The 16119-nt window shown below is 55.5% G+C and carries 14 protein-coding genes; 10 read left to right on the top strand and 4 right to left on the bottom strand.

What is annotated here, in order from left to right; all coding sequences use genetic code 11:
- Positions 1-506 precede the first annotated feature (506 nt).
- Positions 507-1547, bottom strand: coding sequence for a LacI family DNA-binding transcriptional regulator (locus GOX63_RS07230; RefSeq protein WP_170326751.1), 1041 nt, complete (start codon positions 1545-1547; stop codon positions 507-509).
- A 198-nt stretch (positions 1548-1745) separates the two neighbouring features.
- On the opposite strand from GOX63_RS07230, the gene GOX63_RS07225 reads away from it, so the two are divergent.
- The 4 genes from GOX63_RS07225 to GOX63_RS07210 all read left to right on the top strand — a co-directional run bounded on the left by GOX63_RS07225 (position 1746) and on the right by GOX63_RS07210 (position 7616).
- Positions 1746-3965, top strand: coding sequence for a DUF1989 domain-containing protein (locus GOX63_RS07225; protein ID WP_254435881.1), 2220 nt, complete (start codon positions 1746-1748; stop codon positions 3963-3965).
- A 36-nt stretch (positions 3966-4001) separates the two neighbouring features.
- Positions 4002-4973 carry an ABC transporter substrate-binding protein gene (locus GOX63_RS07220; RefSeq protein WP_170326753.1) on the top strand — a complete coding sequence of 324 codons (972 nt, stop codon included), beginning with the start codon at positions 4002-4004 and terminating at the stop codon, positions 4971-4973.
- 65 nt (positions 4974-5038) lie between these two features.
- The gene (locus GOX63_RS07215; protein WP_170545347.1) at positions 5039-6088 is read left to right on the top strand and encodes a quaternary amine ABC transporter ATP-binding protein; all 1050 of its coding nucleotides are present in this window, start codon (positions 5039-5041) and stop codon (positions 6086-6088) included.
- 10 nt (positions 6089-6098) lie between these two features.
- Positions 6099-7616, top strand: a complete 1518-nt coding sequence (locus GOX63_RS07210; RefSeq protein WP_170326755.1) for an ABC transporter permease — start codon at positions 6099-6101, stop codon at positions 7614-7616.
- Positions 7617-7753: 137 nt separating this feature from the next.
- On the opposite strand, the gene GOX63_RS07205 is transcribed toward GOX63_RS07210, so the two are convergent.
- Positions 7754-8221 carry a hypothetical protein gene (locus tag GOX63_RS07205; protein WP_170545344.1) on the bottom strand — a complete coding sequence of 156 codons (468 nt, stop codon included), beginning with the start codon at positions 8219-8221 and terminating at the stop codon, positions 7754-7756.
- Between GOX63_RS07205 and GOX63_RS24075 the strand changes: the two genes are divergently transcribed.
- The 3 genes from GOX63_RS24075 (at position 8222) to GOX63_RS07190 (ending at position 10007) form a co-directional block, all read left to right on the top strand.
- Positions 8222-8464, top strand: coding sequence for a transposase (locus tag GOX63_RS24075; RefSeq protein WP_170326757.1), 243 nt, complete (start codon positions 8222-8224; stop codon positions 8462-8464).
- 275 nt (positions 8465-8739) lie between these two features.
- Positions 8740-8982 (top strand): hypothetical protein, encoded by a 243-nt coding sequence (locus tag GOX63_RS07195; protein WP_170326758.1) that lies wholly within the window; start codon positions 8740-8742, stop codon positions 8980-8982.
- Positions 8983-9008: 26 nt separating this feature from the next.
- A complete protein-coding gene (locus tag GOX63_RS07190) occupies positions 9009-10007 on the top strand; it encodes a hypothetical protein (RefSeq protein WP_170326759.1) in 999 nt (332 codons plus the stop codon).
- On the opposite strand, the gene GOX63_RS07185 is transcribed toward GOX63_RS07190, so the two are convergent.
- Complete coding sequence (locus GOX63_RS07185; RefSeq protein ID WP_170326760.1) at positions 9982-11535, bottom strand: winged helix-turn-helix domain-containing tetratricopeptide repeat protein; 1554 nt, start codon at positions 11533-11535, stop codon at positions 9982-9984. The two genes, GOX63_RS07190 and GOX63_RS07185, sit on opposite strands and share 26 nt — an antisense overlap.
- 168 nt (positions 11536-11703) lie before the next feature.
- Between GOX63_RS07185 and GOX63_RS07180 the strand changes: the two genes are divergently transcribed.
- The 3 genes from GOX63_RS07180 to GOX63_RS07170 all read left to right on the top strand — a co-directional run bounded on the left by GOX63_RS07180 (position 11704) and on the right by GOX63_RS07170 (position 15045).
- The gene (locus GOX63_RS07180; RefSeq protein ID WP_170326761.1) at positions 11704-12660 is read left to right on the top strand and encodes a homocysteine S-methyltransferase family protein; all 957 of its coding nucleotides are present in this window, start codon (positions 11704-11706) and stop codon (positions 12658-12660) included.
- 125 nt (positions 12661-12785) lie between these two features.
- Positions 12786-13043 carry a DUF1127 domain-containing protein gene (locus GOX63_RS07175; protein ID WP_170326762.1) on the top strand — a complete coding sequence of 86 codons (258 nt, stop codon included), beginning with the start codon at positions 12786-12788 and terminating at the stop codon, positions 13041-13043.
- 250 nt (positions 13044-13293) lie between these two features.
- Positions 13294-15045, top strand: a complete 1752-nt coding sequence (locus GOX63_RS07170; RefSeq protein WP_170326763.1) for an adenylate/guanylate cyclase domain-containing protein — start codon at positions 13294-13296, stop codon at positions 15043-15045.
- 219 nt (positions 15046-15264) lie between these two features.
- Here GOX63_RS07170 and GOX63_RS07165 read toward each other — a convergent pair whose 3' ends face one another.
- Positions 15265-16113, bottom strand: a complete 849-nt coding sequence (locus GOX63_RS07165; protein ID WP_170326764.1) for an ABC transporter six-transmembrane domain-containing protein — start codon at positions 16111-16113, stop codon at positions 15265-15267.
- Positions 16114-16119 lie beyond the last annotated feature (6 nt).

The following is a 16119-nucleotide window of genomic DNA, read 5'->3' as shown; positions in this document are numbered from 1 at the left end:
TGCGGCTCTGGATCTCAATTCGTTTCTAAAAGGAAATCTGACTTGGGGTGCTTTCTAATGTCGAACGTACGCTTACTCTCTGGTCCACCTATGACGGTTGGATCAGGTTCGTGTGACGTTCAACAGGATATGTGGAACGTCACTGACAATTGGCGCAATCGTCGACCAAAACCTCAACAAATCAGAGTTTCTCGTCATTCAATTCTGACCCAAACGTCAAGCATTCCCGACCCAGAACGAAGAGCGGCCATTCTTCGATGCTGCGGTAATGGCCTCAAAGAGCACCTACCCGTCAATTGACACGCTTCCGCCTTTCGTGTGTGCAGCACGATGCCAACTGCGGAAAGCGGACGTTGGCTGGTGAAAAGCGATCAAATGGATAGTAGGGTTCGTTTGGCCGATCAATGCACGTCACGAAAATGACCACTGCTAGCCCAATTTAGGCATTCGACACTTTGCAAGGGAAGGCCACTGGAGATTCCTTCTTAGACTGTCAAAAGAAAGAATTATTTCTTTAGTGTTTCGTTTTGAATAGTTGAGTTTCTTTCGATCAATTTTGCCTCTAGCTTTTCAGCCTCCGGTCTCTCCTGAGTAGAAATCCACCGCGCCAACGCGACGGCTGCCCTTTCGCCCATGCGGGAAACCGGAAGGTGAACTGTTGTTAATGATGGTACAGCAACGGCAGAGCTTGGTAGATCGTCCAAGCCCATTAATGAGATTTCTTCTGGGACGCTTATCCCTTTCGACTGCAGGCCGAACAGGACCCCTAAGGCCACGACGTCGGAAAGACACAGTATGGCGTCAGTCTTGGCCGAATTGCCTACGATGCGCACAGCCGCTTCCGCCCCACCGCGAAGACTGATGTCAGTCTCTACTGTCGTAAGCTGGCCCTCCCAGTGCACCGAGCGCAGCCCGGAAAGCCTAGCCAGCGTCCGGTCATTATTGTGAACAGGTCCGTGTACGACGGTGATCTGCCGATGCCCAAGTTCAATGAGGTGCTGCAAAGCCAATTTCGCGGCGGCTTTGTTGTCGTACCCAATTGTCGGCAGAGGATTGGTACCATCAAAGTAGGATGTGATGATGGTGGGGATCATCGTACGTTCTATAAGTTCATGGAACTCATCGGAATGTGTCGCGCCGGTAACGATCAAGCCCTCTGCCCCGATATCGACAAGCCCCTTCGCTTTGATGGCTTCAACCACCGGTTCGGACTCAGTTGTGGACACGATCAATGAAAGCCCATCTTCGGAGAGCTTTCGTTCCAACGCAGCAAGAAACCGAGCGAAAATGGCGTTGTCCAATGTCGGAACCAGCGCGCCTACGAAACGCGTTCGGCCCGAGTTAATAGCCCTGGCAGCCGCACTGGGGACGAATCGAAGATCCGCTATTGCTTTCTGAACTTTCTCCAGAGTGTCCCTTTTCACTATGCCAGGTTCGTTCAGGACGCGGGACACCGTAGCGACTGACACGCCCGCAGCTTTTGCGACATCTCTGAGATTTGCGCGTTTTTTCAACGCCGGGTCTTTTTGTGTCACCTGATTTTGCATCCATTTTGCCGGCTTTCAACGAAAGTGTTGACATATGTAACTAGTTTCATCAACCTCTGTAACTAGTTTCATAACTGAGAATCTAACAACGTCATGCAAGGTTCGACCGTCTTACACGAGTTCTCAAATTCCGGGTTCGTTAGCCCGGGGCGCAGATTTCCGGGGTTTCCGGAGACATCGGGCGTTCGAAAATATGTCTTGGGATCGCGCGAAGCGATCCGCGTGGAGATGGACGCAGGTGACCTGCTATCTTTGGAAGCAACATCGCAGTCGCATCCGCTGGACGTTGTTGCATTTCGCAACGGAAAGCCGACGCTCGCTCATCTGGGCTTAGAAGCAAACGGAACAGTTGATCGCAACGAGTTCAACAGCGAACCAATCACGGGTTGGATTGGTGCAAATGGCGGAAATCCGGCACAAGAAATTCCGCGCTCCAGGGTGATCACCTCTACTGAGCCGCTGGTTTTGCGCACTAACGAGCGGATTACAGTTTGGCTGATCCGGCCAACTCCTGTTTTTGGATTGATTGAAGGAACCGGAGCTGGCTGTGTCGCAGTTTCTCATACAATCGCAGCTTCAAGCGGACCTTTGCTGCCGCCGCTTTTGGGCGACACGCGGGACGAGTTCACTGTGCCGCGCGGGACCGGAATCGCATACGAGCTGAAAGCCGGTGAATTCGTTCAAATCATCGACGTGGAAGGTCAGCAGTGCTCTGACTTCATGGCGCTTCGTTCCGACGGGTTGGACCGCGGTGCCGAGTGGTCGATCGACTCGACCGCGACGCGGTCGATGGTGCGACGCGCCTATCCTGGGCCTGGGTTGCTGGACAAGTTTTACGATCGTGAAATGCGGCCACTTCTAAATGTGGTGCAGGATACTTGTGGTCGGCATGACACGTTCGGTCTGGCCTGCACCGCCCGAGGTTATGAAGAGCGCGGCTTTCCCGGTCACGTGAACTGTTCCGACAACATGTCGAAAGCGCTGGCGCCTTACGGTGTCGCGCGTCGGGCGGCTTGGCCAGCGATCAATTTCTTCTGGAACACGTGGATCGATCCGGCGACGCATCACATCCTGACCGAAGAATCCTATTCCCGCCCCGGTGACTATGTCGCCATGCGCGCGATGGAGGATCTGGTTTGCGTTTCGACCGCCTGCCCAGACGATATTGACCCAATCAATGGCTGGAACCCGACGGATGTGCATGTCCGCATCTACCGCCCGGAAACACCTATCCGGCGAGCGGTTGCCTATCGTGAAAAGGAAGATGCCCCGATGTCGATCAGTCAGGAATCCGCATTTCATGACCGGCTTGCCCCTTTGACCCAACAATTCGCGCCTGCACGTGATCTATGGACGCCGGTCAGCTTTCCAGCGCACGGCACGTTGGGTGAATACTGGGCATGTCGCGAAGCAGTGACGGTGCAGGACATGAGCGGGCTGCGCAAATTCGATATTGTCGGCCCGGATGCCGAGAAACTGCTGCAGCAGGCAACAACACGAAACGTCGCCAAATTGCCGGTCTGGCGCGGATCTTACACGTTGATGTGCGACGAAAGCGGGTCGGTCATTGATGACGGCACGCTTTTTCGGCTTGCGCCCGAGATTTTCCGCTGGTGCTGCGGCTCCGAGGAAAGCGGTCGCACGCTGCAGGCATTGGCTACGGATCTGGACCTGCAGGTTCGGGTGCACGCAATACAGAACACTATGCCGAACCTTGCCATTCAGGGGCCAAAATCGCGAGACCTTCTTCGCAAGATCGTCTTCACTCAACCGCATGTGCCGTCGCTGGAGGACCTGAAGTGGTTCGGAGTTACGATTGCGCGGTTGAATGATCGGGAAGGCGCGCCGTTCATGCTCGCGCGCTCGGGTTATACCGGAGAACTGGGTTACGAAATCTTCTGCTCGAAATCCGATGCGATTGCGATCTGGGACGCAGTTATGGAGGCGGGTGAAGAGTTTAAGCTCACTCCTATGGGCTCGGCGGCGCTGGACATCATCCGGATCGAAGCCGGGTTGGCCGCGGCAAATGCCGAGTTTGCACCGGGTGTTGACGCGTTAGAGGCTGGGCTAGGCTTTGCGGTGGATCTCAACAAAACCAGTTTTACGGGCAAAGCCGCGCTTGAGAGAAACGCGCGAGAGCCACGCCGCGCGCTCAAAGGGTTGTTGATCGGCTGTGATGATGTGCCTGCCCATGGCGCCCCTGTTTTTGCAGGCGAACGGCAGGTGGGCGTGGTCACTTCGGCCACCCGCTCACCGACGTTGGAACACGCGATCGCCATGGCGCGGTTGTCGGTCGAACACGCAGAGAACGGGACCCGACTGGAGGTTGGCCAACTTGACGGGCGAATGAAGCGCCTGGGGGCAACAGTATCGGACATTCCATTCATAGACCCGCAACGCACGCGGGCGCGCGCCTGAAGGCGCAACCATCACAATGTAACGGGAGAATTTGGCATGAAGAAACTGACAACACTGACGGCAACATTGGCCCTCGCCTTAGGTTCTACTTCGGCGTTGGCGCAAGACAAAGTCATGGTGGGCGAACCCAGCTGGCCCGGCGCCAAAATCATGAGCCGGGTCATCGGTCAGGTCATCGAAACACGCCTGGGCGGTGAAGTCGGGTATGCCCCGGGTGCCAATGCCGTGATTTTTGCCGCTATGGACGGCGGGCGCGGCGACATAGACGTGCACCCTGATGTCTGGTTGCCGAACCAATCCTCGTTCACCGACGAATATGTCGATCAGAAAGGCACCGTGGCGCTGTCTTCCGGCAACTACGAGGGCCGCGCGGGGATTTGTGTTCCGAACTACATGGTCGAAGATCACAACATCAAATCGATCTACGATTTGGCCACGCCAGTGGCTCAGGAATTGTTCGACTCGGACGGCGACGGTATGGGCGAAGTTTGGGTCGGCGCGTCGGGTTGGGCCTCAACCAACACCTTCAAGGTTCGCGTGCGCGACTATGGCATCGAAACTTTTCTGACGCCCACTACCGAGGATGAAACCGTCTTCTATTCGCGTCTCAAAGATCAGATCGACCAGAAAAAGGGTGCTGCTTTCTACTGCTACGCGCCGCACTACGTGCACGCGCTCTATGACGTGACGATCCTGGAAGAGCCTGAGCATGATGCGGCTACATACAAAATGGTACAGCCAGATCAGGACGCGGATTGGTATAACAATTCGCATGTCAGCACAGGCGAGCCTGTAAAAACTGTAACTGTTGCCCATTCCAAGTCTTTGGAGCAGCGCAACCCGGCCGCGGCTTCTTTCCTAAGCAACATCAACATGGATGCTGATCAACTCAGCGGCCTGACCTACGAAGTCGTGGTCAAGGGACGCGACACGGATGAGGTTGTCGCCGAGTGGATTGCCGCGAACGGCGATATGGTCGACGGCTGGCTTGGCCTGAAGACCAATTGACACCAATTGGCCCCCGGCCGGTTTCCGGGGGCACAATCTGCAAGCTAGACCAAAGTGGGGCCAGTATGACGGCAGATATTGCAATCGATGCACGTGGCGTTTGGAAGGTGTTCGGAGCACGAGCGCAGGACGCGTTGAAAGCCATTCACAGCGAAGGACTGAGCAAGGCCGAAGTGCTGGAACAGTTCAACTGCGTTGTCGGTGTCGCCGATGCCAGCTTTGAGATTGAGCGCGGTGAGCTGTTTTGTGTCATGGGCCTGTCCGGGTCGGGTAAGTCGACCCTGGTGCGCCACGTAAACCGCCTTTTGGAACCTACCGACGGCCATATCTACCTGGACGGCGATGATGTGATGGGCCTGAACGACGAGGGCCTTCGCGACTTGCGGAACCGCCGCGTTGCGATGGTGTTCCAGAACTTTGGTCTGATGCCCCACCGGACAGTGCGCGATAACGTTGCAATGCCCTTGGAAATTCGCGGCACCGGGAAGGCGCGTCGTTGGGAAGAAGCGGACCGCGTTCTTGAGTTGGTGGAGCTCAACGGCTGGGAAGACAAATACGCTCATGAGTTGTCCGGTGGCATGCAGCAGCGCGTCGGCCTAGCGCGGGCCATCGCTGCAGACCCGGAGATCCTGCTGATGGACGAGCCCTTCTCGGCCCTCGATCCGCTGATCCGTAAGCAATTGCAGGATCAGTTCATGGACCTCAGCCACAAGCTCAACAAGACTACGATGTTTATCACGCACGATCTCGATGAGGCGATCCGTATCGGCCACCGCATCGCGATCATGAAGGATGGACGCATTGTTCAGATTGGTACACCCGAGGAAATCATACTGAATCCGGCCGATGATTACGTTGCAGATTTCGTCGCCGGGATCTCCAAACTCAACATGATCTTCGCCCATTCGGTGATGAAGCCGGTCGACGAATTCGAGGCACATCATGGCGAGGTTCCAGACGACGCCAAAGAAGCGCATCCGGACATGGACTTGTCCGACCTGATGAATCTCTGCGTCGAAGGGCACGGCGTGGTTGCGGTTACGCAAGATGGCAACACCGTAGGTGTGATCAACCGCGCGGGGCTCATCCGCGCCATCCAGGACAGTCAGGCATAAGGGGACGACGATGAAACACGTTGATGCACAGCAGGTCAAACCCGAAACCGCCGACCGTTTGGAAGGTTTGATCGGCGATTTTGTCGGGCAGAGCCAAGCCTATTATCAGAAAACTTTTGCCTACATGATGCAGGCGCCGGGTTATCGGTTCACCCTAAACAAAGCTGCGGCCATTCTCGGCCCGGTCTGGTTCGGGGCACGTGGACTCTGGTCGTGGTTCTTGGGCTTTCTGGTGCTTGAGACGCTCGCCTACATTCAAATCGGTTTGGGTTTGTTCGGCGATCTCGGGCGGGAGTTTCGTGAGCGGGCTGATCAGATCGAGCAAACATTGGCGCTGCGTAGACAGCAGATCGAGGCGGCGGAACAATCCGGGGCTGCTTCTTTGGACTCCCTTAAACGCGCAGCAGAGTCACTGGAGGGTGCCCTGGCTGGAGCGCAGGAAGCCGCCCAGAGCGCAGACTCTACCGGAATCGCGTATCTGGCGGTCGGGATCGTATTGCTACTGGCGGTCAAGTTCCTTGCGGCATCGTTGGCCAACTGGACGCTCGAAGGTCAGTTCGCGCGTTGGCGTTCGGATTCCAGTGTGGCGCATGGATGGTCCGGGACCCGAATGGTCGTTGCCTCCGCTCTGACGCTAGTAGTTGTCGTATTGTCGGCCATCAAGTTTGCCCAGCCAGACGCATTGGCTGTTCTGAAGACTTTCCCGACTAACCGCGATTGGCGACTGAATGTTGGGGACGGCGTGCAGGCTGTCTTTGAGTGGACTAAAACAGCCGGGCGCGGCTTTTTCGATGGGCTAACCTATGGAATGCGTACGCTGCTGGACTGGATCGAAGTCGTTCTGGTCGACACCCCCTGGCCGGTAGTGGCGCTGGTGATCATCATGCTGGCGTACCTTTCCGCAGGACCACGCGTTGCGATCTTTACCGGTGCAGCACTGGCTTATCTGGGACTGCTGGATTTCTGGGAAAAGGCAATGACGACCATAGCGCTGCTCGGAGCAGCCGCGTTGATCTCGATCACGCTGGGAATACCACTTGGTATCTATTGTGCGCGCCGTCCGCGCGCGTTTGCGATCGTGCGACCAATTCTGGACTTCATGCAATCGATGCCCTCCTTTGTCTACCTTATCCCGGTTGTTGCCTTCATTGGGTCTGGCAAACCGGCTGGTGTTGTGGCGACCATGATTTTTGGCAGCCCACCGGTGATCCGCTTTACCGTCCTCGGACTGCAACAAGTGCCTGAAACAGTGCGAGAGGCTGCACTCGCCTTTGGTGCCACGCCGCGTTACCTGCTGTGGCGGGTTGATCTTCCTTTGGCGCACAAAACGATCATGGCCGGAGTTAACCAGACCATTCTTATGTCGCTGGCAATGGTTGTTGTAGCGTCTCTGATCGGCGCGAAAGGTCTGGGCGAAGATGTGTTGGAAGCACTGCAATATGCTGCGGCAGGCCAAGGCATACTGGCAGGTCTGGCAATCCTGTTCTGCGCACTCATCCTTGACCGTATAGTGGCGGGAAAGAAATGAGTTCTGACCCGTGGATTGAACCAGACAAACCGAGAAAAGCAACATGCCATCAACACACTAAAATCCTTGAAACAATAAGGAGAGTGGCCTGTGGGCGTTATCCTCTCAGGCATGCCCTTCCTCAAGGAAATGTTGAATCACGACGACCAACCTGCGCGCCGATTCTGCCCACCGAGAACCAAATCGTAATTGGTTCTGCCGAGAGTGTCAGATCGTGCATGCCGCTCTTTGCGCTTTTTCGCGGTAACCCGAACCTGATAGTCAGCCATCACCGGAAGCGGGATGATCTGCTGGACGTCCACGAAAACTCGCCCGTCGTGATCGTAAGGTTGGAGACGCACACACCGGATCTCAATTTCGCGTTCAATCAGCCAGAGGACCGCTGTCGTTACCTCGCGAGCGAACTCAGCAGAGGCCAAAACGATCCGGACGTCTTGCGCGAACGCATCTTCATCAGGCTCGACCCATCCGAGGAAACCAAGCAGTTCGGTCTGCGCGTCCCTATCGACAATTCCGTGCTGTGCCAGGTAAAGACCCAACACTTCAGTGGCCTCATCGAAGGTCTTGCTTGATACCATTGCGGAGCGGGTGGCCTGAAAATCCATGTGACCGCAATCCTCTGTTCATTTGAATTCAACGACGACGAGGTTCGTATCGAGGTAGATGTAGGTGCGTATTTCGGATTGACGCCAAGGCGCTACCAATCGGGCGAGACCGATTGGTCCGGCCGCATTTCCAAACGCGGCGCTCCCTACATGCGTAAATTGCTCTTTGACGCTGCGAAAATACTAATCCAGCGGGTCGCAAAGTTCAGCCCATTGAAAGGTTGTGCAACGCAAAGGGCCTAAAAAGGCGGCGGTCGTAACTGCACGCAAAATATCGGTCATCCTGACGCGGCATTGGCGAGATGGAACCAAATTTGATCGGACAAAGGAGGCCTCGCCTACATGGTTTGAAACTCAGAGTTCTGCAAACTGCGGAAACTGGTCCTGTCGGGACGGAGACAGGATGACCTTGTGATGCAAAGTCGTGGCACCTTACCGGGTGACTTCGCATCGGCCTTTGGAAGGCATCCCATCACCGACGCAATCATGGGGTGGCTCGTTCGGCCCCGGAGAGAACCATGAGCCCGACGCGACCTGAAGCCGTCCTTGAATTCGAAGTCGCAGATAGAAAACTTTGCAAAATGTCCCGCGAATTGTTCGGAGCGGACGCTCCGCAGAAAACGTTTTTAGGGGGTTTCGCGCATATAACTGCCGCACACAAAGCGACTGCCGATAACCATTTTGGCAGCGTTGACCAACAGGTTTATTTAAACAAACATCGAAATGGACAGGAAACCCGCCAGGCAAGGATGGTCAACTGACACGCTCCTTCTATATCGCGTTAGCGGTGACAATTCTGAACACGATGCCGATTTGGTTGGCTGAATTGGCCGCCAAAAGCGGGAGTTCCGAAGTTGTGGTCGGGCTGTTGGCCAGCGTTGTCCTGCTGACCGCCGCGATCGGATGTGTGATTGGTGCTGTCGCCGGGCATGTTTTGCCGCGGGTCGCCGGGGCTGTTGCGTGCATCGGAATTGCCACTGCTGCGATGGAGCAGACCATTGCGACGGCGATACTGTTTGTCGGCGCAGCTATCGTCGGTTCGTCGCTGGGCATGGTTTTGGCTGTGCCTCTGTCGCGCAGTTCCGGCGTAGCCAGTGTTTTGCGAATGATCAGCAATGGAATGGCGATCGGCTGCGCCGCTTCATTCGTTCTGTTGGCCGGTGTCCATGCAACCGGGATATCATTGCTGTTTCCCTTGGCCCTTCTAGCGGCGATACAGGCCATCCTGCTTCTGCTGTATCTGCCCGCTCCAGGCAAACGCTATGTCGGGCACTACAACTGGAAACAGGATCTTAGTCTGTTGCCGTTCTTTATCTGCATGGGCGCCTATTGGGCTTTTCTGGAAGTGTTTTCGATAGAACAAGAGCTTGGCAGCCTCAGCGTCTGGCTGGCGGCGAGCCTGTGGCTTTCTGCACTGGGGTCGTTTCTTGCCGGCATCATCCTAGACCGGCTGAGGCTTCACGCCCAGATAGTTGGTCTGTTACTGGCCACCTTTGCAGGTGGGCTGACCTATCTTTCAAGTTCCGAACTGCTGATGGGCGCGACGATCCTTGTCAACGCATTCGGCCTGTTTCTTTTCTTCCCGCTTTATCTGGACCGAACTGACGCCCCGGCGTCAGGCATGGCACGCTACCTTTTGGGGTTTGCAATGGGTGGCGGAATGGGGAGTCTGGCGATTGCCATGGGCGGCTATCCGGCCTTGGCCAGCGCGATTGTCATTTCGGGCTTGATCGCTTTACCCGCCCTGATGCGCGTGCGACCTAAGTCGGATATTCCGGGATTCTAAGCCCCGCCTTGCGCCATCCTCGAACAGCCATCTCTCCGTGTTCCGGGGTGATGCCGGTCATCGCAAGCTCTTCATAGACGACGTCTTCGAAGATCGGAAACATTTCCCGCATGACTGCGGCTGCCGCTTGGGCTTTTTCTGTGTTGCCCAATTCGCCATGAAGCCATGCCAGATGTGCCTGATACCAGAAGAAATCCGGCATCGGCACTTTCTCGATCTCAATCAGTGCGGCCTCGGTAAACCCCTGCGATGCATAGAGCCAGCACCGCGCATAGTGATACCAGCCTGGATGGACCGGGCTCAGATCAATCGCCCGGTCCAGTAGTTCGACCGCTCGATCATATTCGCCCAGAAACAGGTGACAGGAGCCGATCTCGGCCAGAACATCGCAATGGCCGGAATTCAGCTGGAGTGCCCGATCCGCAGCAGCCCTGAACCTTGCTATGTCCATCTGGTAGAAAATGGTCAGCGCCAGGGTCATTTGCGCAAAGGCGTTCAAACCGTCACACTCGACCGCCCTTCCGGCTGCCTCGGTTGCGAGCGCCAAGGCGTCGACATCTGGTCGCTGGTTGATGTGATAGCGGTACTCTTCCAGCAACAGCATGGCATAAGCAGCCCACCCATCTGAGGAATGGGTGTCTTTTTCCAGCGCGACCTTTAGCCTGTCCCGGATTTCGGCATGTATCGAATGATCATAGGACCTGTAATACTCGTAAAACTGCGCGACGAGAAAATAGGTCTCCCAGAAATGCGTGCGCCCGGCAGGTAGTGATCTAGCCACCTGTTTTGCCATCAATCCGTGGCGGCTGCCAAGACGGCCGGCAATGAGCGCGGCGATGTCTTCCTGAATCTCAAACAAATCTTCGGGCCCGCCGCCGCGATCGAATTGTTCGGTCGCTACCAGTCTGCCGCCGCTGGCTTCGGTTACTTGCACAGTCACGCGCAACTGGTTTTGCGACCTTCTAATACTGCCTTCGACCACGTGGGTGATGGCATATCGTGCCGACATTTCGGCGTTCGAAACCTTTTCTGCAGCCAGCTGTGCGGTTGTGCGATGGGACAGCAGCGTAAGTTCGCGAAACCGGGACAGGTTCGTGATCGCGTCTTCTGTCAGACCTTCGGCCAAAAAGGTGTCGTCGGTGTTTATGCCCAGACTTTTGAATGGAAGTACCGCGAGGACAATACCATCAGACGTCGGAGCGTTTCGCGTGTCGGCAACGGGCATTACGATTTCCGCGACAAAGCGAAACCCTGCGCCATGTACAGTGCGGATCGTGTGCTGATCCCGCCCTGTGTCGCCAACCGCCTGCCGAGCTTCTTTCATCGCGGTCGACAAGGTCGCATCCGTGATGAACCGGCCCTGCCACACCTGCTCGACCAGTTCATCTTTCAAAACCACCCGATCCCGGTTTGAAATGAGATATTCAAGAATTTGCAGGGTTTGCGGCGTCAGGCTTCCAGCGACACCGCCACGCGATATCTGAAAAAGATCGGTATCAATCGTGCAATCATTGAACTCGTACTTCATTTCCCAAAAAACCGGCCCTGTTGCGAACAATTCCCGTTTGCCTCAAGCCTACCCCTCATACTTTCTCAGGAAAAGCTCAGATGCGGCTCGAGGTTCAAAACCGAGGCGCTGCTATTCCCGTTTCATCCTAAACGGCCCGAAAAGGGGCCCAGAAACAGGAGAATGGCAATGAAATACCGAAACGCACTGCCCCAGTTGAACGGCACCCAGATGCTGGCCGATGGCGGGCTGGAAACGACCCTGGTCTTTCACGACGGGATCGATCTGCCGCTCTTTGCAGCGTTCAAGGCGCTGGACAACCAGGTCGGCATTGACGCCATCGACCGGTACATGCGCGGATTTGCCCAACTGGCGGTAAACAACCGTCGCGGCTTTGTCATGGACACACCGACATGGCGCGCCAGCCCCCGGTGGGCTGCCGAACTGGGCGTAAACCACGATCAACTCAAGGAGGTTCATCGCGAGGTCATCGCCACGCTTGTAAAGATGCGTGAAGAACATGAGCAACCGGACTCCCCCTTTGTGATCAATGGGGTGATCGGACCGCATAGCGACGGCTACGCCCCGAGCGAAATCCTGAGCGATTCCGAAGCTGAAACCTACCACCGGACACAGGTGGAATGGTTCGCTGAGATGGGCGCAGACATGGTTTCGGCCATAACGATGACCTATGCTGACGAAGCCATTGGCATCGTAAATGCCGCACAGGAGGCCGGCATTCCCGTGGTGATCTCATTCACCGTCGAGACCGATGGGCGCCTGCCTTCGGGTCAGGGGCTGCGCGCTGCCATTGAACAGGTCGATGCCGCCACTCAGAGCGCCGCAGCCTATTTCATGATCAATTGCGCGCATCCTGACCACTTCCGCTCGGTTCTTGAGCAGGGCGGCGACTGGACAAAGCGTATCATGGGTTTGCGGGCCAATGCGTCGCGCCTTTCCCATGCCGAGCTTGATGCTGCGGAAGAACTGGATGACGGAAACCCGCAGGAATTCGGTGAGCTTCATCAGGAACTTGCAAAGATTCTGCCCAACCTGACCGTTATCGGCGGGTGCTGCGGCACCGACCACCGTCATGTCGAGCATGTTTGCAAAGCGGCTCGGCAACCTACGACCGAAACCGTCTGACCGGCGTTTCGGATCACACAAGTCCGGGCCGCTTTCGCCCGTTTTCCCTCGCAGAATTGCAGAGGTTTGGAAGCACAGTGGTCCGGGCGAAATCGGCGCAAACATACCAAAATCAGGAGGCCAAAATGACAACTGATCGTAGTTCTATTTCCCAACCGCAGAGCGTGTTGTTTCGACCAGAGGGAGGAGCAAGCTCGCCAGTTAAGAAACTGTACAACCTGTTTTCACACCTGGGCATGGCCGCAATCCGCGAATACCGAATTCGTCGCGACATCCGGCATGTTTCGCAGTTTGACAAACGCCTGTTGAAAGACATCGGCCTTGAGCCGGATCAGTACGTCGACGCCTTGCGTTACGGGCGTGACGCATATTGGAGGGTATAAGGTTTGGCGCGCAAAGGAAGGCGCAAACAACCTCTGGCCAAGGATCTTCGGGGCGTGCTCAACAAGTTCAGAGCACGCTCCCAATTTCAAAATGATGACAAACTCGGTGACACGGTTGAACCAGTCTAAATAGGGGCGTGGCTAAACATCCAGAATAGTCTGAGAAAAGAAACTCGCTTAGTGCCCGGACTTCAATTGAGTTGGATTCTCGTCACTTCCAGCGGTATTCTGGTGGTGATAGGAGGTCGTCTTGGAACGCCGGCTTGCCGCCATTTTAGTTGCCGATGTGGTTGGCTACACGCGCCTTATGGGGCAGGATGAAGCCGGCACTCTCGAGTGTTTGAATGCTGTTCGCAGCGATGTAATCGAACCACTTATTTCCCAATATCATGGTCGAATTTTCAAGCTTGTCGGTGACGGGATGTTGGTGGAGTTCGCCAGCATCGTCGACGCCGTCGACTGTGCGATCGAATGGCAAAAGGTCCTAATTCAGGAAAGGAGAGCGGGCGAAGGACACAGACGTCTTAGTTTTCGCATCGGGCTTAATCTTGGCGACGTCATTGTCGACGGCGAAGACCTTTTGGGAGACGGCGTCAACATAGCGGCTCGACTTGAAGCCCGGGCTGAACCAGACGGTATCTGCCTGTCCGAAGATGCCTATCGTCAAGCTAACGGAAAAATCAATGCTGAGTTCAAAGACTTGGGCAAACTTGAACTCAAAAATGTAGATCAACCCATTCGCGCTTATAGCGTAACGTTGAGCGGTGCCGATCCACAAGGGGATGTTTCGTCAACACCGCTTGCGGCTACGAAGAAACCCTCCATTGCAGTTCTTCCGTTCCACAACTTGAGCGGTGAAACTGATCAGGAGTATTTCGCCGATGGTGTGTCGGAAGACATCATTTCCGCACTGTCCCGTAACCGATGGCTGATGGTCATCGCCCGCAACTCAAGTTTCGCTTACAAAGGTGAAGCGACAGACCTGAAGAAAATCGGCGGACAACTCGGGGTACGCTATGTGCTCGACGGAAGTGTTCGCAAAGGAGGAAACCGGGTCCGGATTGCCGCTCAATTGATCGACGCGGCATCTGGAAAGCAAATCTGGGCCGAGCGGTATGATCGCGTCCTCGAGGATATTTTTGCAGTCCAGGATGAAGTAACCGCAGCCATTGTAGGGGCCATTGCGCCGGAATTGGACAAGGCAGAGCAGCAACGGGCGACATCCAAGAAGTCCGGTAACCTGACCGCATGGGATGTCTATCAACGAGGCATGTGGCATCTTTACAAGCGCACCAAAGAAGACCTGATGGAGGCGCGTGCGCGGTTTGAGGCCGCTCTTTCACAAGATCCCAACCTGTCGCTGGCATTTTCCGGTTTGGTGGATGCTTACTACTATGAAGTGGTGCTTGGTCTGGCGGATTCTCCTGCAGAGAATTGCGAACGTGCACTGCAGGCGGCCCGGATGGCGGTAGAACTGGATCCAGATGACGCCGCCGCGCACTGCGCTATGGGAAAAGCCCGGATCGTTGCTCGCGAACACGAAAACGCTATTCCGGACCTCAGGCTGGCCATTGAACTCAATCCCAGTCTTGCTTGGGCTCATTATGGTCTCGGCGCTGCCGCAGTGTTTTTGGGAAATGCCGATCAGGCTATTCCACATTTGGAAGATGCCATTCGCCTCAGCCCCCGTGATCAGCATATGGGATCATATATGGTGAGGTTGGCAGAGGCGCACTTGTTGAAACGCGACTACAGGCTGGCGATTGAATGGGGAAGGAAAGCGCTTCAACAACAAGGATTCCAGTGGTCCCGCTACTCTGTCGTTCTCGCTGGCCTGGGTTACTCAGGCAAAACTGAGGAAGCTGCGCGCTTAATCTCCGAGTGTTCAGCCCATCGACCTGACTTTTCCGTTTCAATGGTCCGGCGGTGCCATCTCTACACACACGCCCCAGCGCTCGAACACTATCTGCAAGGTTTACGAAAGGCCGGGTTGCCGGAATGATCTGGTTTGCTCAACAACCGACTTTGAAAGCCCATTATTGAGCAATGGCTTTTTTGCGCTATCCGTGAGTGCGCGACCGCAAACAATTTACAGCCGCAGCGAATGTCTGAATTGCGGGCTTCAAGCGCGGCATACGAGGACTGTGTTGGATGTTGGCTATGGGCCGTCTGTACTTGATTACAAATCCCGCTCCACTCAAGGAATGGTTCAGAATTCCGGTCAATCGCTCTGCAATCGGGTCGTGATTTCGGATAGTCGTGACCAGGACTGCAAGGTCACCGGCAAGGTAAGCGCTGCTTCAGCAAACTCCCACGAATAGCTGACAATCGAAAAGATCATTCCAGGTGTCGCATCCAGGTTTTGCGTCGCGAACCACAGGTTGAACAGGATCAAACCTATCAGCAAAGCAAAGATCACGCCGTACAGTATGGCTTCGGTATCCGAGAGCTTTACTTCGGACCGACGCAGTTTTTCCAAGTGGACAAGAACCGGGCGGTCGCGGCGTTGCTCCAGAACGTTGACCTGATGCTCCATTTGCTCATTCAGCGCACGGTTCCATTGCCAAAATGTCGAATGAAACAGAGCGTAGACGGATATCATTCCGACAAGAACCCCGCAGGCTGACAGAGCCAGAGCCGGCGAGAAGTAAAACAACAAGATTGCCGACACGACGAATTGCACGATCCCTGAGATTGCCGAAGGCAGGATCTCCTCCAGGAAGTCGGCCAGTTCACGCCCCATTCCGATCCGGGCGTTAAGCGATGAAATTGGCAGATTCGAAAACCGCGCAGCAATCGCCTTGCCCAGTTCGACACGGATCATTCCGTACACACGTGTATCGTAAATCCGCCTGATCACGCCGATCAATGTAAGGGCGACCATGAGAGTGCCTAAATGCACAAAGGGCTGAAATTTTCCGCTCAGCAATCCATCGATAGCAAAGCCGATGAAAAGCGGGATCAACACAGTTAGCGCCGTTTCCGCCAGGATCTGAAACCACGTAAGCCCTACGCGCCAACGAAACACACTCAGAAGCGTGCCGATTGTCAGTTTTCGATCGGTCAGCATTGTGCA

This window comes from Ruegeria arenilitoris, assembly GCF_013031355.1.
Taxonomy (GTDB): Bacteria; Pseudomonadota; Alphaproteobacteria; order Rhodobacterales; family Rhodobacteraceae; genus Ruegeria; species Ruegeria arenilitoris_C.
Note: the sequence above shows the minus strand (reverse complement) of the source record. Positions and strands in the feature narration are given on the sequence as shown.